The organism is Nodosilinea sp. P-1105 (assembly GCF_012911975.1).
In the GTDB taxonomy this organism is placed as follows: Bacteria; Cyanobacteriota; Cyanobacteriia; order Phormidesmidales; family Phormidesmidaceae; genus Nodosilinea.
Map to the genome: position 1 here is coordinate 39,889 of NZ_SMDQ01000022.1, position 18,933 is coordinate 58,821.

The window sequence follows — 18,933 nt, forward strand, 5'->3', positions numbered from 1 at the left end:
TGGTTCCGAGTTTGGCCCAGAACAGTCTGCCATGGTCAGCCTAGGCGACTAGTCCCTGTCACCACCAGTCTGGCCAACGGCCAACACCCTGCTCATACTTTGCGACGTAAGTCAGCCAACCGTTCCCGACACCTGACACCTAGGCCCTGCCCCCCTGAGCAAAGGTAGTTATTTCTGCCAGCCAATACCAAATCGATGGGGGCCGAGGCTGAGAGTTAAAATGCACAGATAGTTTTCTCTAAAGCAGTTCATGGCCAAGGTTGCCTACCAACTCCGCTCTCTCCTGGAGTTCCTGAACGCCAGGCTGTCTCGACGGATTACCTACTGGGTTTTTCTAAGTATCATTGTGATTGAAATTATTATCCTGGTGCCTTCTGTACTACGCCGGGAACGGGAACTGTTGGCTAATTTGCGCGCCCTATCAACGGCTGAAGCCAGGGGGCTACTCTATGGCCAAGCGCTTGATCAATCTGGCAGCGATGGCGTTTTGGAGGCCTTACGGGCTCTAGAAACCAGCGGTGTTGTTTTGGGCGGAGCCCTTTACGACGCTCAAGCGCAACTGGTGGGCACATTTGGAGAACCCCCCGCCCTCACCAGCGAGGGCGGCCAGGATCGTTATTATCGTTGGCAAAATCGATATGACGCGCCCTGGGACATGGACCTGCTGGAGGATCGCTATTGGTTGATTATCCGCCATGACGCCAGCGGGGTACAGCGAGAGTTTTTCGCCTTTATTGGCCGGATTACTGGGCTGGTGATCATTATTTCTGCCTTTGTCACCGGCACCACCCTCTATGTGCTGCGTTGGTTACTGATCAAGCCTGTGCTACAGCTAAGACAGGATCTCCTCACCGCTGGAACGGCCATTAGCCAAGGAACAGATTCTCTCACCTTAGACTTTAAAACCCTGGATCTGGCCAGGGATGACGAACTGGGGGATGTGATTACCGCCTTTGGGCAAATGCTGCGGCAAATTAGCCACGCCATTACCACCAGGCAGCAGAGTGAAGCCCGCTTTCGTACCCTGGTGGAACAGGCAGTAGATGCGTTTTTTGTGGTTGATCAGCAGGGGCAAATTATCGATGTCAACCAAACGGCCTGTCATAACCTGGGCTACAGTCGAGACGAGCTATTACGTCTAGCGGTACCTGATGTTCAGAAGGCTTTTACCGCTGCCGACTTTGAAAAAATTTGGCAGCAGCTGCAACCGGGGCTGCCTCAAACTCGGGAAGGCTGGCACCAACGCAAGGATGGCACAGGATTTCCAGTGGAAGTGCGGTTGGGCTTACTCGAGACCAATCAAAATCACTACATTTTGGCCTTAGCCAGGGACATCACAGAACGTAAGGCGTCGGAAAAGACCCGGGCACGGTTGGCTGAAATTGGTGAACTGGCGGCCATGATCGTCCATGAAGTACGTAGTCCGTTAACCACCATTCTGCTGGGGCTGAGCTCATTTCAAACCTTGGCGTTATCAGAGCGAGCCCAACGACGATTATCCCTAGCCTTGGCAGAGGCTCAACGGTTACAGCAATTGCTGAATGAAATTCTGATGTATTCCCATGAGCCCATCCTAGAACGCGAGCCCATCCCGCTGCAGGCGTTGATGCAAGAAGTTGTCAGCAACCTGGAAGCCCATCTGGCGGATAGCCATAAGTCTTTGCGGTTGGGGCCGAGCCAGACTGGAATTACCCTATGGGGCGATCGCAACAAGCTCAAACAAGTTTTCATTAACCTGGTTAGCAACGCCATAGAGGCCTGCCCTGCCGGGGAATCGGTAACCTGGCAAGTGGATGCCTCCACCCCTCAACAGGTTACCCTGTCCATCCATAACGGTGGCGCCCCCATTCCCCCCGATATCCTGCCCAAATTAACGGTACCGTTTTTCACCACCAAGCCCAGCGGTAATGGGTTGGGGCTCGCTATTACCAAACAGATTATCGATGCCCACGGGGGCGAATTAACCATCACCTCATCTGCCGACCAAGGAACAGTGGTGACCGTAACATTACCCCTAGCCGGGCCTGGGAAAGAGAGATTAGCAGAGGTTTGAGCCGCAGGCCTGTTTTTCCATCGTGGGGCGGGCCGGGAGTAGGGAGCCGCGATCGCCTTAATGCCGTTTTCCCTCAGCTAGAAAACATCCAGGTCCAGAGCTTTAGATCCCCCTTGTTCAATCATCACTAAAATTTTGCCCAACTGAGACCAAATCAGTAGGCCAATCAGCACGGTCATGGGCGCTCCCAAGGCGTAGGCTATTTTGCCAGAAAACCCAAATAATTGAATGCCAGACGCCAGAAAGACGCAAATCCCTGCATTAATACCGAAAAAAGGAATTTGCAACTGTGGTCCGCGCAGCTTGGCCAAAATTCTAGTGGAGCGGTTGGCGTTCCATTCACCAACGGATTGCTGCAAGACAATACTAAAGGCGTAGCCAGACGAAATGGCGGCTAAGAAACCGGCAAATAGCAGAATGTAAGGGGGTTGTGAGTACAGCATCTTAACCACGCGAAACAATTATTAATCTTTTGCAATTATAAAGGAGAGTCATCCCCAGGGTAAGACGATCAACCCAGGATTAATGACTAGCCAGGACTGATCACCTGCGGCAGGCAAGCTAGACCTTCAATACCTGACGCAAGTCCCCAACCACGGGCACCACCTGCTCAGCCCGTTCTAGGGAATATCCAGCCAGGGCACCCCAGGCGGCTTCCAGTACACGGTCAAAGGTAATGTCATCTTTGACTAAAGTCCATAGCCGCTGGACTTCTTCGGTATGTAAGCGATCGTTCTCGGTCAGGGCTAAAATCAACATCTGTCGCAGGTGTCGACCTTCCTCAGAAAACAGATAACGAATGCCAACTTCAGCCGTTGGTATAACATTAAACCCAGTTTCTCCCCGGGCAATGGTTAGCATGTTTTCTAGTCGTTGCCACTGGAGTTGTCCATCCTTAAACAGCACCTCCAGTAGTCGCTGGCGCAGGGCCGGGGTTTCCCCGAGTAGCAGTCGACGGGCCACATAAGGGTAGGCCACATCCACGATTTTGAAGTCTGAGTTCAGACTGAGGGCCAACCCTTCTTGGGTGACAAGGGAGCGAATAATCAACGCAAACTTAGCGGGTACCCGAAAGGGGTACTCATACATCAGCTCAGAAAATTGATCGGTAATAGTTTTAAAGTTGAAGTCCTTGACCTTAGCCCCCAGTGCATCCCCTAATACCCGCTGTAGGGCAGGAATGATCGGGTCTAGGTCTGTGTCAGGGGTAAGGAAGCCAAGCTTAACAAATGCTTTCCCTAGCTGCTCAAAGTCGTGATTAATTAGATGAACGACTGCATCAACCAAGGTTTCTTTGGTCAGTTGATCTAACTGATCCATCATGCCAAAGTCGATATAGGCCATACGGCCATCGGCCATGGCAAACAAGTTGCCTGGGTGGGGATCGGCATGGAAGAAACCAAACTCGAGCAACTGGCGCAGACCGGAGATGACACCCACCTCTATCAGCTGATCGGGGTCCAGGTTAGCGCCCTCTAGCTGGGCGGCATTAGTGAGCTTGTAGCCATCAATCCACTCTAGGGTTAGGACCCGATGGCTACAATAGGGCCAACAAATGGCTGGAACCTTGATGGTAGGGTCTGATTTAAAGTTTGCGGCAAAGCGTTCTGCATTGCGGCCTTCGTTTAGATAGTCGATCTCTTCAAACAGTTTGGTGCCAAACTCTTCTACGATCAGGGTTAAGTCGTGGCCAAGGTTAAGGGGTAAAAATCGAGCTAACCATCCTGAGGCCCAATGCATCAAGTAGAGATCACGGCTGAGGATAGGTCGTAGATTGGGTCGTTGAACCTTGACGGCGACTATTTCGCCACTCATGAGCTGAGCTTTATAAACCTGACCAAGACTAGCAGCGGCTACTGGGGCCGGAGAAAAGCTCTGGAAAATTTCTTCGGGAGGGTAGTCTAACTCTGCGGCAATGATGGCTCTGGCTTCAGCATTAGGAAAAGGGGGAAGTTGATCCTGGAGTTTGGTCAACTCTTCCAAAAAATCTTTACGGACCAGGTCAGGACGAGTTGAGAGCGCCTGCCCTACCTTAATGAAGGTTGGGCCTAGATTGGTCAAAATGGTGCGTAATTGAATTGCCCGCCGTTGTCGGTTAATGGTTTCCCGCTTGAACCAGCGATCGAGCTGTAACCCAAGGGCAAAACTACCCAGCCACCAAAGGATTTGAAATACTCGCCAGCCTAGGGTCCACAAGCGCCAGCGAAAATACTGGGCGATCGCCTCAGCGTCATAAGCCCTAAATGAACTTGGATCTGTAGCAGTCACAGCACCTATTACCTCGCATTGCAGCTGGCTAAGGGCAAACACCAACGTCAAGAATCAGTCGTTAGACCGTGAAAACTGAATTCTTTGATAGAACTATAAATCCTAGTTTGACCTAGGCGGATCCCCATTAGCGTTACACATAGTATAGAAAACTACAAATAACTTTAGCAGAAAAGAACCACGGCCCTGGCTAGACAACAGACCCAGTTGAGACCCAGGCGCACCCCTGGGAGCGCTACCGTAGTTGCCCAGCCCCTAACCCTAATATCCACCCATAACACTGAGCTAATAACACTGAGCCGTCTTCGGCATCACCTCAGCCAAAACTTCAGTGAAGATTTGCACCACCTGCTTTTGTCGAGCCAGGTCAAGCTCAGGGAACATGGGCAGAGAGAGCACCTGGTGGGCGGCAAGTTCAGTTTGGGGGAGGCGGCCAGGTTGGTAGCCAAGATGGCGATACACCGGCTGCAAGTGTAGTGGCAAGGGATAGTAAACCATGGCAATCACCCCGGCTTGGCGCATGAGTTGCTGGATGCGATTTCGATCTTCACCGCTAGCCGTTGCCTGGGTCAGTCTTAGGGTGTATTGGTTCCATACCGATTGGCCAAAGCCAGGGGCTTGAGGTCGCTGTATCCCATGGCAATTGGCCAGCAGGGTGTCATATCGCTGGGCTACCTGGGCCCGCTGGCGATTCCATTGGTCTAAATGCTTCAGCTTGACGGCCAAAATGGCCGCCTGCAGGGCATCGAGACGGCTATTGATGCCGATCGCTTCATGGTGATACTTAACCCGACTGCCATGTTCCCGCAGCATCCGCAGGGTATCCGCCAGGTCTGAATTGTTGGTGGTGATGGCCCCGCCGTCGCCGCAGCCCCCTAAATTTTTAGTAGGGAAGAAACTAAAGCAGCCCACATGCCCCACACTACCCACAGATTTACCTTGCCACTGAGCCCCAGTCGCCTGGGCACAGTCTTCGATCACGGTTAGCTCATGACGAGCCGCAATCTCCAATAATGGCCCCATATCCACCGGGCGGCCAAACAAATGGACAGGCATAATGGCGCGAGTGCGATCGCTAACGGCTGCTTCCACCTGGGCCACATCCAGATTAAAGCTGTCAAGCTCAATATCGACAAAAACTGGGGTGGCGCCAGTGGCACTAATGGCTTCCGCCGTCGCAATAAACGTAAACGACGATGTAATCACCTCGTCCCCAGGACCAATGTCTAAAGCCCGCAAGGCCAGATACAGGGCATCAGTGCCGGAGTTGCAAACAACACACTCTTGGGTGCCCACATACGCGCCAAACGCTTGGGCAAAGCTTTCGACCACGGGTCCATTAATGTACTGGCCAGAGGCAAGCACCTCAGCCACAGCAGCATTAACGTCGGTTTGAATCTGTTTGAATTGCTCCGTTAAATCAACGGGAGGAATGACAGTCACTCGCTCGCTCACACTCACTCACTGGATAGGCTTAGTGTAACCTACCGTTGGAAGACAAAGGTGGCCTGTCAGCTGACTAGCGATCCTAGGACAAGGGGTTGAAATAGGTTGAGAGGCTGGCAATTGCCGGTAGCCCTGAGCCCCTTGTCATTCTCAAATAGAATAAAGCATTGGTGACAATACCCCTTCAGCCGTTCCCCAAACCCTGATGCCATGATCCAGTCCCTGCCCATGGAGGTTCATACCCGGTGGATGAACCGGTGCCTAGAAATCGCCCAAAAGGCCGCTGGCCACACCGCTCCTAATCCCATGGTAGGGGCGGTGATTGTAGATCAGGGTTTGGTGGTCGGGGAAGGCTTTCACCCTGGGGCAGGACAACCTCACGCCGAGGTGTTTGCCCTCCGCCAGGCGGGAGACAAGGCCAAAGGGGCGACCCTTTACGTCAACTTAGAACCTTGTAACCATACTGGACGAACGCCCCCCTGTACCCAGGCTTTAATTCGGGCTGGAGTCGGTCGCGTGGTCGTCGGCATGATTGATCCTGACCCTAGGGTAGCCGGAACCGGAGTTCAAACCCTAAAAGCCGCCGGTATTGATGTGATCGTCGGAGTGGAGGAAGCCGCTTGTCAGGCCCTCAATCAGGCTTTTGTACAACGAATTATTCATCAGCGTCCCCTGGGCATTTTGAAATATGCCATGACCCTTGATGGCAAAATCGCCACCACCACCGGTCATAGCCATTGGGTGACTGGCCCCCAAGCCCGAGCCAAGGTGCACCAGCTACGAGCCATCTGTGATGCTGTGGTGGTGGGGGGAAACACCGTTCGCTACGATAACCCTCACTTGACTACCCATGGCCACAGTGCCCATAACCCGTTGCGGGTGGTTCTCAGTCGGCGACTGCAGTTACCCCTAGAGGCCAACCTGTGGTTAACCACCACGGCCCCAACCCTGGTGCTCACAACTCCCCAGGCTGACTCAGAGCGATCGAAAACCTTAACCGCATCTGGAGTTGAGGTGATCCCCCTACCAACCCTAACCCCCGCTACCACTACCCAGTACCTCTATGATCGAGGCTGTGCCCAGGTACTGTGGGAATGTGGCGGAACTCTTGCAGCTTTGGCCATTCAGGATGGTGTGATTGACAAGGTTTGGGCATTTGTGGCCCCAAAGCTGGTGGGCGGAACCCAGGCTCCAGGACCAGTAGGGGATTTAAACATTGCCACAATGACCAGCGCCAAACAGCTTAGTGACGTCACCTGGCACGCCCTAGGCGATGATCTCTTAATTGAGGGCTACCTGCGAGCTGTGCCCCAGTAGCCCTGGGGCTTAAGCCTGGGGATAAACCCGCACTAGCCGTGGGACATCCTGGATAAGCTGGCGGCTGCGCATGACAGCATCTAACGCCAACCGTAACTCTTCTTTGCCTCGAAAGGTATCAAAGCGCTGCTGCACTTCGCCTTGGTCAAATAGCAGTAGGGTAGGCAGGGTGGATAACCGATAGGTGTTGGCTAAGCGCAAATTTTCATCGGCGTTAACGTCTACCAGCTTCACATAACCAGCCCACTCGGTTTGAAAATGGTTAAGCACTGGGGCAATCATCCGACACAAGCCACACCAGGGAGCCCAAAAATGGACTAGTACCGGCACGTCAGATTCTAAAACGGTGGCACTAAAGGTGGTTTCAACAACAGAAATTGACATTTAGATCAGTAAAAACTTTGTTAACAGGGTAAGAAGCTGGACTCAAAAAGTTCAGTAAGGTGAATCTGACGGATCAATCATCACCTCCAGTAACTTTACTTAGAAAAATTGCAAAGGTTTTAATAGGGATCATTGTAGAACAGTTGAGATTGGAAGTTAATGGGCAAGATCGGAGATTTTTCACGATCCGTAACACAAGCTACCGATAAAGCCCCACTGGGTACCAGATCTGGGAGTAGATCTACTCATTACTGCTGGCATTGTAGGGAATATCCTAATGATGGAAAGTGGATGACCAGATGATGCCAGGAGCCTAGCGTACCGCTACAGGTCTCAGATTATGCCTTGGGATACCCTACGGGTGTCGCCTATGAGCTAAATAACTCTGGGGTCTTGGCGTACTGTACTGACGCGATCGCGGTCAGCAGAGGTGATGAATTTGGCTAGGCTGATGATTCTGTAGCAAGGCCAGGGCTTCATCGCTGGGTAGGGGCTTAGCGAAAAAATAACCCTGGCCATAGTCGCAGTGCTCTCGCTGTAACATGGCTACCTGGGCCGCTGTTTCCACCCCTTCAGCAACCACGTCCATACCTAATTGCTGCCCTAGGGTCAGGATCGTATGGATAATGGCTTGATCCTCATGGCTTTTTTCTAGGCGCCCGACGAAAGATTTATCGACTTTCAGGGTATCCATGGGAAAGCGGTGAAGATAGCTTAAAGACGAATAGCCAGTACCAAAGTCATCAATAGCTAACCGTAGATCCAGGGCCTTTAGTTTTAGCATTAGGTCAATAGCGGCATCCACATCTCCCATCACCATGCTTTCGGTAATTTCAAGCCGGATGCAGTTTCCCCTGACTTTGGTGTCCTGGAGGGCAGCTTGAATGTGGGCCACCAGATCGGGCTGACTAAACTGTCGGTTAGATAAATTAATGCTCATGGTCAAATGCTGATATTGGGGGAACATGTCGTGCCAACGGCGCAGTTGGCAGCAGGCTTCCCGAAAAATCCACTGACCTAGGGCCATAATCAATCCAGTTTCTTCAGCAGCGGGAATAAAGGCACTAGGCAATACAAACCCTCGATCTTTTTGGTGCCAGCGTACCAGCGCCTCAAATCCAGCAATCATGCCCGTTCGCAGGTTAATAATGGGTTGGTAATACAGCAGAAATTCTTGGTTATCGAGAGCGCTGATTAAATCACTCTCTAACTGTAGGCGATTAACAGCCTCAGTTAACATCCCAGCAGCAAACACCTCAAAGCGTGATTGCCCAAGGGCTTTAGCGCGATACATAGCTGTGTGGGCATCCCGCAACAGGTCAGCAGGTTTGTGCTGAAACCCCGGCTGGGTGATCGCCACGCCCAAGCTAATTGTGCTTGGTAGTTTTTGTGTCCCCAGCATCAGGGGCGCCGACAGGTTATCTTGCAGAGTATCCATCAGCGCTCCGGCGGCATTAGCGTCTACCCCTTTCAGTAGTAGAGCAAATTCATCGCCGCCAACCCGGGCCACCTGACTGTCGTTGGGCCGGTGCTGCTTCAACCGCTGGGCGATCATCTGCAATACCATATCCCCAGCTTGATGGCCTAAACTTTCGTTAATCACCTTAAACCGATCGATGCCCAAAAATGCCACGATTACGGGGGCGGCATCGGCCTCTTTAGTCGATTGTTTGAGGGCCTGTTGCACTCGGTTGATAAAAGACTCTCGGTTAGGTAAGCCAGTCAGGGGGTCATGGGTACTGCGGTAGAACAGTTTGTAGCCTAAGACTGTGATCAGCGTAACCACAACCCCGGTGACGGGTTCAGCCAAAGGTACCCAGATTAAATTAGCAACCCCAACCCAGCCTAAGCCCGCCAACGCAATGAACAAGAAAGCCCCAGAAATCGGTAGCAAGCTAGGCCGTTTGAGGGCAGTGGCCAGGCTAGCGGCAGTCAAACACCAGCCCCATAGCCATATTACTTCTAGCCAAAGGGGCATAAATTGGTATAAGGCTGGCTCCCCTTCAAGCACATCTAAGAGTTGGCTGACCATATGACCGTGAATAACGACTCCAGCCATAGTGAGATCGTCATCTTGATTAAAGCTAAAAGGGGTATAAAATCGGTCTTTCAAACTGGCTGCGATCGTGCCGACGAGTACCACGTTGTCAGTCAACCAGTCTGGGTCAAATTGGCCGCTGAGCACCTGACTAATGGAAAGCTCCCGGGCCGGGGAATAGCGTCCTCGATAGCGCAGCAAGATTTGATAGCCGCTGCTATCGACCCCATGGTATCCCCCTTCATTGCCAGATAGAACCCGAATGGCCGTGTCTCCGGCAAAGAGATGGTCATAGTCGTAGGTGAGAGACAGGGGGGGCGAGTCACCATAGGCTAGGGCAACTCGCAGGGCAAATGAGTAGTAGCCCCCATCAGGCCCCTGAACAAACATCAGATTTCGGCGAATAATGCCGTCTGTGTCGGTGGGAATATCATTAAACCCAACCCGTTCTGCTTCAACCGTAGGAGGGGCAGGGACCTCCCCTTGTCCTCCTGGCGCACTGCCTACGTTGTAGATGGCAATCAGGTTCTCTGCGGCCAGTTGTTCGATTAAGGCATCAGATCCTGGGGGGCGGAAACTACTGCGGTATAGATCTAGCCCTACGACCCGGGGTTGGTGCACTTGAATTTTGGCGAGTAGGTCTGCCATCACCGCATCTTCCAGCGGCCAACCATACTGTTGGACATCGGCTTCGGTAATGCCGACGATGGTAATACGCTCATCTGGAGGACGATCAGCCGTGGAGCGCACCAAGTGATCAAAGATAAATAGTTCGGCTGGTTCTAAGAGCCTTAACACTTTAACCCCGGTGACTAAAGAAGCCGCCGCCAGGCTGGACAGCAGCACGATTTTGCCACTGATGCTCAAGATTGTGGGCCACCGGTGAGTGGTCCTAAGCTGTTGAAACCCACGATAAATAGCGTTCAAAATGGCATTCACAATAGCTACAGCTGTTGACGACAGCGACAGTCAGAGGTAGCTGCATCCTGAGGAATTAAGAGACCGTTGTTATTATCTCAGCCCAACAGAATGGTTGGGGGACATTCGACTAAGAGTAATTCATGACAATAATTATCCGTCTGGCCCACCCTGCGGGAAGAGCAAGCTCTACATCCCCCAACCCCTGCCACGCACGTCCTACGGACTACTCCCAGGACGGGAGAAGGGGAGCCGGACAGCCCCAAAGTCCCTCTCCCGCTCTGGGAGGGGGATTCAGGGTGTAGACGCGTTTCGCAAGCGACATGGAACGCGAAGCGTGTGCAGAGCACGTAAGCGGCTTCTCTGGGAGTGGGCACCAATTGGATATTTTATTAGTTGAACTACTCTAAGTTGAGGCTGGACTTGATATAGCATGCCCAAATTGAGTGAGTTAAGCGTATTCGATCTAAAGAAAGATTCGCCAACAACTTTGGGGGGTATGGGCTGGATTCAGCAGGATAGACAGAGCTTGCCGATACTCTGGATAAGATAGGGGGACCTGGTGCCGTTAACCTCCGATGGATAGGTCGCGCTAATTTACGTTTATGCTGGGCAGCGGCCATAGCCACCGATAACAAGACAGCAGCCTCTTGGGTGAGACTGCTGCTAAAGAACAATACGGCATTTAAAGCCAGGCTATCGGTGTAAACCCACGCCAGTTGGACAATGAACTGTCTGCTGAATGTCGATTCAGGGCTGAGATCTTAGGCAATCTCTGGATAACAAAATACCCCCGTAGGATGGGCAAAGCTTGCTTGCCCATCAGGTATCGAGCTACATCAAGGGAAAATCTTTCCTAGAGATCGCCTTAACTAGGGCGCTGAAGAGCGACTCATTTCTCATATCGACTGGCAAAAGACCACCTTTGCTGAAGGTGCCAGGCTCTAGGTGTCAGGCACCAGGAATGGTTGACCGACTGATGCCGTATCGTCCTAGTGCTGATAGTCCACCATTGCAGGAGATGGGGTGACCCAATGGGTGCCCCCTCCCTGACGTCGCCCAGGAAATTCATCTCGACTACTAGCACTGGCCATGGATGATGTACCGAAGGCCTGGAACATGATCATCAGCAGTAGCGACAGCGTGCCGATGGCTAGCAGCCCAATGGACGGAGAGTTGGTGTAATACCTTGGCGAATTTTCCATATGACTTTCGTTATTACCCCAGACTGATCTAACTAGGGGAATCAAATCTGTCTGAGGGTAGACGCTCCCTAAACAACAGTAGCAACCGAAATGGCTTAACCCTATGTCCATTAAGGCCGAGGACGCTAACCGGATCGACAGAAGACCTACGGAATTCCGAGATGGTCATTTCTACTGCCCTGGGGACAAGGGCTGCGTAAGCTTAATGAAGCTGGCGTAAAGTCTAGTGAATTAATCGGAGGCTTGAGGGATGTTATTTACACCATTCTCGATATGGCTATCAAAACAAGAATAATTACCTAGCGGCATCCGTAGGCTTACTTAGATTTTCTTAAGATTTCATCCATCTGGAGGTAGATTAGTTAACCCTAGCTGCCTATCGGGCTACCCCTTGCAATACCGCTTCACCATTAACAAACTCAATGCCATCTAGGGTGATGCCGGTTTGGGTTAGGGTCAGGTTGATATGGGCATTAATTTGGGCCGGGCTAATGCCCGTCAACCGAGACAGATCAGCCACTGTCAAATTAATGCGGCCAATTTGTACCCGGGTGTCGTCGCTGAGCACTAGACGGCCATTATCAACTCGGGGACTGCCTTCAATACCAATATAAACAGGGCGATCGCTTAGCATAGGCACTGTCTTCAAGGCCTGCTCGACGGCTCGCTGGGCTTGGGGCGGCAAGTCTTGAATCGGCAAGTCGGCTGGGTTAACCACGACCCCGCCTGTTATTTGATTACCGTTGATACTAGCCTGGATCCCTGGAGTTTCCTGTAATAACCGAGAGGCCTGGGAATGCTGCGAGAGGCCTTCTGCAATCACCTGGGTGAGTTCTGCTTCGGTGAGAGAAATAGTAACTCGGTTGTTACCTTCATAGTTAACCCCTTCTCCGCTGGCCAGCTTGGCCTGCAACAAACTCTGGCCGCTGTGATTGAGGCTTTCTGTTAGGGTGCTTTCAGCTGTACTGCTGTTGTACCAAGTGGGTATGGCTGTGGCCCGGTTGACGTAGTAAGCCACGGCGGCGCCGGTCCCCGCAGCGGCCCCGCCAATTAATATCAACACTAGAATGGCAACTTGCTTGGCACGCATGAGTAATTCTTTCTTCCCATCAACCACTAAGGCTTTATACCGGTCATATCTGGGTAATCAGGACAGTGTTTAGGATTCTATCCCAGGATAGAGCATGTGATCGAGATCCCCTCCATCCAAATCCCCTTAGTCCGAGCATCATTAACCACCTCAACAGGGCTGAAGGATTGTCTTAAGCCCCGGCAGAGCAGGTGTTCCGATCGCAAAAGCCAGGAATCCAACGTCAGGATTCCTGGCTTTGATCTACTTAACCAGCCGAACTTGAGCAGTCAGCCTGGCTCGATTTGAACAGAACCCTAGACAGTAGCAGGGGTCTTGGCAATTTTGGCGTCTAGCTCACCCTTCGCGTACATAGCGGCATAAACCTCAATGGGTTGTTGCTTGATCTTGCTAGCGTTACCAGCGGTGCCAAAGGCCTCGTAACGTGCAGAGCACACTTCCATCATGTACTTGATGGAGGGCTTCATGAAGTGGCGAGGATCAAAGTTAGACGGATCTTTAGCGGCTGCTTCACGAATCGCGGCCGTGATGGCGAGGCGGTTATCGGTGTCAATGTTGACCTTACGCACACCGCTCTTGATGCCCTTCTGAATTTCTTCTACAGGTACGCCGTAGGTCTCAGGAATCTGACCACCGTATTCGTTAATCATATCCAACCACCGTTGGGGTACCGACGAAGAACCGTGCATCACCAGGTGGGTGTTAGGCAGGCGACGGTGAATTTCTTCAATCCGGCTGATGGCCAAAATTTCACCTGTGGGCTTACGAGTGAACTTGTAAGCACCGTGGCTGGTGCCAATAGCTACAGCTAGGGCATCCACTTGGGTCGCTTCGACAAACTGAACTGCTTCGTCAGGGTCGGTCAACAGTTGATCATGGCTGAGAGTGCCATCAAAGCCATGACCATCTTCCTTGTCACCTTTCCCAGTCTCTAGGGAACCTAGGCAACCAAGCTCACCTTCAACGCTGCAGCCGATGGAGTGGGCTACTTTCACCACTTCACTGGTAACTGCCACGTTGTATTCAAAGCTAGCTGGAGTTTTAGCATCAGCCTCCAGGGAGCCATCCATCATGACGCTGGTGAACCCGTTCCGCAGCGCTGAATAGCAGGTGGAGGGAGCATTCCCATGATCTTGGTGCATGACCACAGGAATATGGGGATAGGTTTCAACCGCTGCTAGAACTAGATGCCGTAGAAAGTTTTCGCCAGCGTAGGAACGAGCCCCACGGGATGCCTGCAGAATCACAGGACTATCAGTTTCGTTGGCGGCCTTCATGATGGCCAAAATTTGTTCCAGATTATTTACGTTATAGGCCGGAATGCCATAACCGTTCTCAGCGGCATGATCCAGCAGCAGCCTCATTGGGACAAGCGCCATAAAATCCTCCTAGGGTGTTCTCGCCGTTAGGCCATCAAGACGTTCAAGAGCATTCAACCTAAGCTACGTCCTTTTTAGAATGGATAAGCTAAACCAAGAAACGGTTGCGTCACCATCCTGGTTGGACTATGAGTTGCATACTCTAAGTAGGTAGCCTTACTCACTCAATCTTAGGACAGATTGATGATGTATGACGAAATGTTTTGACAATCTAAAGCTAAGCTTAAAAGATTTGACTACCCGTTCCAGATAAATAGATAACATCTTAGGAACCATCATAAAACACTTTGGCAGGTCTGCTATGGCATAAACATGTATCTAAAGAGATACCTGGAGGTTAAAGTCAGTCAAAATTTTTATGTTGAGCTTAGATCTGAGTCTATCTCTATGAGCCCGTCTCTATGAAGACGCGCCTTTGTGACGATGACCAAAATGGGTCGCCTGGGATTCGAACCCAGGACCAATCGGTTAAAAGCCGAGTGCTCTACCGCTGAGCTAGCGACCCGTATATTGAGGCCAGACCGACGTTGCACTTAACGTTTGTCAGACACGGTTAATGATAGTAGCACATGTAATGGCGCTGTTTGTCGATCGCGGCCAAACAAAATTGGTAAAGGGGCAAATTTAAGCATTGGGATTGGGATCTGAGCAATCTGAGCTGACTGGCTGGGCATGCTGAAGCTAGATGAGGCTCCCTGTTCAGATAGGTGGTCTGAAATAACTGTTTCTGGCTGTGATAATGATGACCCCTGACGATCACCCCCAGGCTGCGTCTGCCAAGGCTGAGTTAGCCCTTAATCGTTTATTGCAAATGATGCCCCCTGCGGTCGCCGCGTCCTTCACCCCTATACAGCGTGAGGCTCTGCAGCAGGCTCTGGTGGCCAACGCTTGGCGACGTCATCCCTTGGATATTCGTTTGACGCTGCCCCTCCTGGTGAAGCGACTTTATGTGGTGTTACTGGTGGGAGAGGAGCGGCGATCGCGAAAGCGGTCCTAGGGCCTATTGCTACCCCGGCGATCGGTCTACTGTCGCGACGTAACGGAACGTTACTAACGCTTGTTTTCGGCCTTAAATAAAGGTTTAGTCTTAGATAAGCTTCTTCATCTAGAACTATGTTTCCGACCCATCGTCCTCGCCGCTTGCGCCAGCACCCTCAGATTCGCCGCATGGTGCAAGAAAACCTGGTCACCCAGGCTGATTTGATCTACCCCTTGTTTGCGGTGCCGGGCGATCAGGTGGCCCAGGAGGTGACCTCGATGCCGGGGGTCTACCAACTGTCCATTGACAAAATTGTGGAAGAAGCCAAGGAAGTTTATGACCTGGGCATTCCAGCTATTATTTTGTTTGGCATTCCAGAAGATAAAGACATCGAGGCGACCGGGGCCTGGCATGACTGTGGCATTGTGCAAAAGGCCACAACCGCCGTTAAAGAAGCGGTGCCTGATCTGGTGGTGATCGTAGACACCTGTTTATGTGAATACACCTCCCATGGTCACTGCGGCTACTTAGAAACCGGGGATCTGAGCGGTCGGGTGCTGAACGACCCCACCCTAGATCTGCTCAAGAAGACCGCTGTATCCCAGGCCCAAGCGGGGGCTGACATCATTGCCCCCTCTGGCATGATGGATGGGTTTGTCCAGGCGATCCGTACAGGCCTGGATGACCAAGGTTTTGAGGAGATCCCCATTTTGTCCTACGCCGCTAAATATGCGTCGGCCTACTATGGACCCTTTAGGGATGCGGCGGATTCGGCCCCGCAGTTTGGCGATCGCCGCACCTATCAAATGGATCCATCCAATGGCACTGAAGCTCTGAAAGAAATAGAGTTGGATGTGGCCGAAGGGGCTGACATGCTGATGGTGAAGCCAGCCCTGGCTTACATGGATGTGATTTGGCGGGTGAAGCAGGCCACTAACCTGCCCGTGGCCGCTTACAACGTCTCTGGGGAATATTCCATGGTCAAAGCAGCCGCCCTCAATGGTTGGGTCGATGAGCAAAAGCTGGTGATGGAGACCATGACAGGCTTCAAGCGAGCCGGGGCCGATTTGATTTTGACCTACCATGCCAAGGATGTAGCCCGCTGGTTGGCATAGGGTTTTACCCACCCATTAAGGGGCCGCTACAGTTTCTAATAGCCACCCATACCAGTGATCCAGTCCCTCGCCACTGGTGGCTGACACCAAAAACACCTCAATGTCGGGGTTAACCTGCCGGGCATAGGCAATACAGCGATCCACATCAAAGTTGACGTAGGGCAATAGATCGACTTTGTTCAGGAGCATCAGGGAACTGGCTCGGAACATATGGGGATACTTGATCGGCTTATCGTCCCCCTCGGTGACAGACAAAATGGCCACCTTGGCCCGCTCTCCCAGGTCGAACAGGGCAGGACAAACTAGGTTGCCTACATTTTCAATCATCAGCACCGAGTTAGCAGCAGGATTCAGACTGTGAATCCCCCGTTGAATCATGGCGGCTTCTAGATGACAGCCGGTGCCTGTGTTGACTTGCACGACGCCGCAGCCCGTGGCCCGGATGCGTTCAGCGTCATGGGCTGTGGCCTGGTCCCCTTCGATGACACTGAATTGTAAGCGATCTTGCAGGTCACTAATGGTGCGGGTTAACAGGGTGGTCTTCCCTGCCCCTGGGGAACTGACTAGGTTCAGGGCCAGTACGTTGCACCCCTCGAACCAGCCCCGGTTTTGGGCGGCAATCAGGTCATTTTTGGCCAACACATTGATTTCTAGGGCCGTCGATTGTAAGGATTGCTTCCTTTCGGGGTGGCGGGGCGGGGGGGCTGTCTCCAGGGCGGCATGGCTGGATGGGTGATGGTGCTCGTGGGTCTGCTGCCTAGTCTCTTGGGGATGGCTGTGGGTGATCACCTGGCCATCGGCTAAGACATGGCTATGGGTGAGGGCAGCGGCCGCAGTATGAGCCGCCAGATGGGTAAAGGTGGGGTTGGCATCGTCAGAGCAGCCGCAGGTTACACACATAGGGCGGTCTCCATGGTTTTAATCACAAGGTCTTGGCCGGCAATGATGTCGATGGCTAAGCTGTCGCAGCGGTCACAGATACCGTAGGGTATCTCTAGGGACATTTCGTGGCCACAGTGGCGACAGCGTCCTCGCCCAGGGATTTCGATAATCTCTAGGATTGCCCCTTCTAGGGGGGTGTCTTGGGCACAAACATCAAAGCAAAACTGGATTGAGTCGGGCAGGATAGCAGCAAGCTGACCGATCTCTAGAACGACTCGCCGCACTGGGACACCGTTGGCCTGTTGAGCGACGGTGTCGATGATGGTTTGGGTGATGGCCAGTTCGTGCATGAGGATAGGTTAGCTAACAGATGCGAGGGAGTTGATCGCCAATTAGTTGGTCGAGGACGCGATCGCAACCAAAACCAGTGTGCAGGGTCACCAGACCGGGGGATTCGACCTGGGCTGTGCCAATAATTTGGCTGTGGTGGCCTGCCGGGTGCGATCGCATTGCCACTAGTACGGCTTCAGCCTGATCCGGTGGCACCACCACCACCAATGTCCCCTCATTGGCCAGATACAGCGGATCCAGGCCCAGCAGCTCACACAGACCATTCACCGCTGGGCGAATCGGAATTTGGGTTTCATCGAGGCTAATGGAGACCTGGGATGCGATCGCGAACTCATTGATCACCGTGGCCAGACCACCCCGGGTGGCATCCCGCATGGCCCGCACCTGGGGGCAGACGGCCAGAATAGTGTCGACTAACCGATGCAGGGGCTGACAGTCACTGGGGATATCGCTATCTAAGGCCAGATCTGCCCGGGCCACCATAATCGCTGCCCCGTGGTCCCCCACCGGCCCATTCACCAGCACCACATCCCCTGGCTGAATCTGGTCTGCCGCCGGGGCAACGCCAACCGGTACTACCCCGACTCCAGCGGTATTAATAAACAGCTGGTCAGCTTTGCCACGGGGGACCACCTTCGTGTCCCCCGTCACCAGCTGCACCCCCGCTGCCGTTGCCGCCTGGGCCATGCTATCGACCACCTGTATCAGGGTGTCGATGGGTAACCCCTCTTCTAAGATAAAGCCGCAGGTGAGGTACAGGGGGGTAGCGCCGCCTACGGCCAGGTCGTTGACCGTACCGTTCACCGCTAAGGTCCCAATATCGCCCCCAGGGAAAAACAAGGGATCGACCACATAGGAATCGGTGGTCATCGCCAGGCGATCGCCCCGCTTGATCAGTGGCCCTAAGTCAACCAGGGCCTGGTCATTCAACGGTCCAGGGCTCCCCTGACCAAACCGGCTGACAAATACCTCAGTAATCAGGTCGGCCATGGCTTTGCCACCGCTACCATGGGCCAGAGTAATGCAGCTATCCCGGAACTGGGACCGCGAGGAGGAAAGGGATTGACGAGGCCAGGAATTGGTTGTGGCCATATCTCTGCCCATTACTGACAAGACTAACTTATAGGATGCCAAGACTATGGGGCGAGGCAGGGTTTTGGGAGGGCTTTCTTAAGGTTTGGGGGACGAGAGGGGTGATCTTTGACCATCGCAGCGGTAGGCACTAGATTGCAGAACCAACGGTTCAGGCGACAGGTTTTGTGCATCCTTGGTCCTCGGCGGGTTGCCTACGGTAATGGGGAGATTCAGATGGACTATCCCACGATAGAGGTAAGCTGACTCACTTCAAGCTAAACCCTAAATAGCGGTATCTTCTTAACTAACGCTGACCGAAAAGCTTCACACCGATCCCACAGTATTGAATGATAGGAGTAACGGATCTTAATATCCGGACTCAGGCGATGGACTTGTTTCGGAGCACACTTAACTTCTGCCACGCTTTTCTGCAC

At 52.7% G+C, this 18,933-nt stretch carries 15 protein-coding genes and 1 tRNA gene; 4 read left to right on the plus strand and 12 right to left on the minus strand.

The window, feature by feature from the left end; translation table 11 throughout:
- Positions 1 to 250 precede the first annotated feature (250 nt).
- Positions 251 to 2,053, plus strand: a complete 1,803-nt coding sequence (locus tag E1H13_RS11690) for an ATP-binding protein (protein WP_169613597.1) — start codon at positions 251 to 253, stop codon at positions 2,051 to 2,053.
- Positions 2,054 to 2,130: 77 nt separating this feature from the next.
- Here the strand turns inward: E1H13_RS11690 and E1H13_RS11695 are convergent, their stop codons facing one another.
- From E1H13_RS11695 to E1H13_RS11705, 3 genes are all read right to left on the minus strand, one after another.
- The gene (locus E1H13_RS11695; protein ID WP_169613598.1) at positions 2,131 to 2,496 is read right to left on the minus strand and encodes a hypothetical protein; all 366 of its coding nucleotides are present in this window, start codon (positions 2,494 to 2,496) and stop codon (positions 2,131 to 2,133) included.
- A gap of 118 nt (positions 2,497 to 2,614) precedes the next feature.
- Entirely contained in the window at positions 2,615 to 4,321 is a 1,707-nt protein-coding gene (locus E1H13_RS11700) for an AarF/ABC1/UbiB kinase family protein (RefSeq protein WP_169613599.1), read from the minus strand.
- Between the two features lie 285 nt (positions 4,322 to 4,606).
- Entirely contained in the window at positions 4,607 to 5,764 is a 1,158-nt protein-coding gene (locus tag E1H13_RS11705) for a DegT/DnrJ/EryC1/StrS family aminotransferase (protein WP_169613600.1), read from the minus strand.
- Between the two features lie 213 nt (positions 5,765 to 5,977).
- On the opposite strand from E1H13_RS11705, the gene ribD reads away from it, so the two are divergent.
- A complete protein-coding gene (gene ribD / locus E1H13_RS11710) occupies positions 5,978 to 7,084 on the plus strand; it encodes a bifunctional diaminohydroxyphosphoribosylaminopyrimidine deaminase/5-amino-6-(5-phosphoribosylamino)uracil reductase RibD (protein WP_169613601.1) in 1,107 nt (368 codons plus the stop codon).
- Between the two features lie 9 nt (positions 7,085 to 7,093).
- Here the strand turns inward: ribD and E1H13_RS11715 are convergent, their stop codons facing one another.
- From E1H13_RS11715 to E1H13_RS11740, 6 genes are all read right to left on the minus strand, one after another.
- On the minus strand, positions 7,094 to 7,468 hold the full coding sequence (locus E1H13_RS11715) for a thioredoxin domain-containing protein (RefSeq protein WP_169613602.1): 375 nt from the start codon (positions 7,466 to 7,468) through the stop codon (positions 7,094 to 7,096).
- A 421-nt stretch (positions 7,469 to 7,889) separates the two neighbouring features.
- Positions 7,890 to 10,373 carry an EAL domain-containing protein gene (locus tag E1H13_RS11720; protein ID WP_169613603.1) on the minus strand — a complete coding sequence of 828 codons (2,484 nt, stop codon included), beginning with the start codon at positions 10,371 to 10,373 and terminating at the stop codon, positions 7,890 to 7,892.
- Between the two features lie 1,043 nt (positions 10,374 to 11,416).
- On the minus strand, positions 11,417 to 11,629 hold the full coding sequence (locus E1H13_RS11725) for a hypothetical protein (RefSeq protein WP_169613604.1): 213 nt from the start codon (positions 11,627 to 11,629) through the stop codon (positions 11,417 to 11,419).
- Between the two features lie 376 nt (positions 11,630 to 12,005).
- Positions 12,006 to 12,719, minus strand: coding sequence for a hypothetical protein (locus tag E1H13_RS11730; protein ID WP_169613605.1), 714 nt, complete (start codon positions 12,717 to 12,719; stop codon positions 12,006 to 12,008).
- Between the two features lie 296 nt (positions 12,720 to 13,015).
- A complete protein-coding gene (gene fba, locus E1H13_RS11735) occupies positions 13,016 to 14,098 on the minus strand; it encodes a class II fructose-bisphosphate aldolase (RefSeq protein WP_169613606.1) in 1,083 nt (360 codons plus the stop codon).
- Positions 14,099 to 14,531: 433 nt separating this feature from the next.
- Positions 14,532 to 14,603: transfer RNA gene (locus E1H13_RS11740), tRNA-Lys, on the minus strand.
- A gap of 234 nt (positions 14,604 to 14,837) precedes the next feature.
- On the opposite strand from E1H13_RS11740, the gene E1H13_RS11745 reads away from it, so the two are divergent.
- Positions 14,838 to 15,095: a hypothetical protein gene (locus E1H13_RS11745; RefSeq protein ID WP_169613607.1), complete on the plus strand. Its 258-nt coding sequence runs from the start codon at positions 14,838 to 14,840 to the stop codon at positions 15,093 to 15,095.
- 116 nt (positions 15,096 to 15,211) lie between these two features.
- A complete protein-coding gene (gene hemB / locus E1H13_RS11750) occupies positions 15,212 to 16,192 on the plus strand; it encodes a porphobilinogen synthase (protein WP_169613608.1) in 981 nt (326 codons plus the stop codon).
- 15 nt (positions 16,193 to 16,207) lie between these two features.
- Here hemB and hypB read toward each other — a convergent pair whose 3' ends face one another.
- The 3 genes from hypB to hypE are packed head-to-tail and all read right to left on the minus strand — an operon-like array spanning position 16,208 to position 18,517.
- The gene (hypB, locus tag E1H13_RS11755) at positions 16,208 to 17,092 is read right to left on the minus strand and encodes a hydrogenase nickel incorporation protein HypB (protein ID WP_169613609.1); all 885 of its coding nucleotides are present in this window, start codon (positions 17,090 to 17,092) and stop codon (positions 16,208 to 16,210) included.
- Positions 17,083 to 17,424 carry a hydrogenase maturation nickel metallochaperone HypA gene (locus E1H13_RS11760; protein ID WP_169613610.1) on the minus strand — a complete coding sequence of 114 codons (342 nt, stop codon included), beginning with the start codon at positions 17,422 to 17,424 and terminating at the stop codon, positions 17,083 to 17,085. The genes hypB and E1H13_RS11760 overlap by 10 nt, the downstream gene beginning before the upstream one ends.
- A 13-nt stretch (positions 17,425 to 17,437) precedes the next feature.
- Positions 17,438 to 18,517 (minus strand): hydrogenase expression/formation protein HypE, encoded by a 1,080-nt coding sequence (gene hypE, locus E1H13_RS11765; RefSeq protein ID WP_206070372.1) that lies wholly within the window; start codon positions 18,515 to 18,517, stop codon positions 17,438 to 17,440.
- Positions 18,518 to 18,933: the final 416 nt, after the last annotated feature.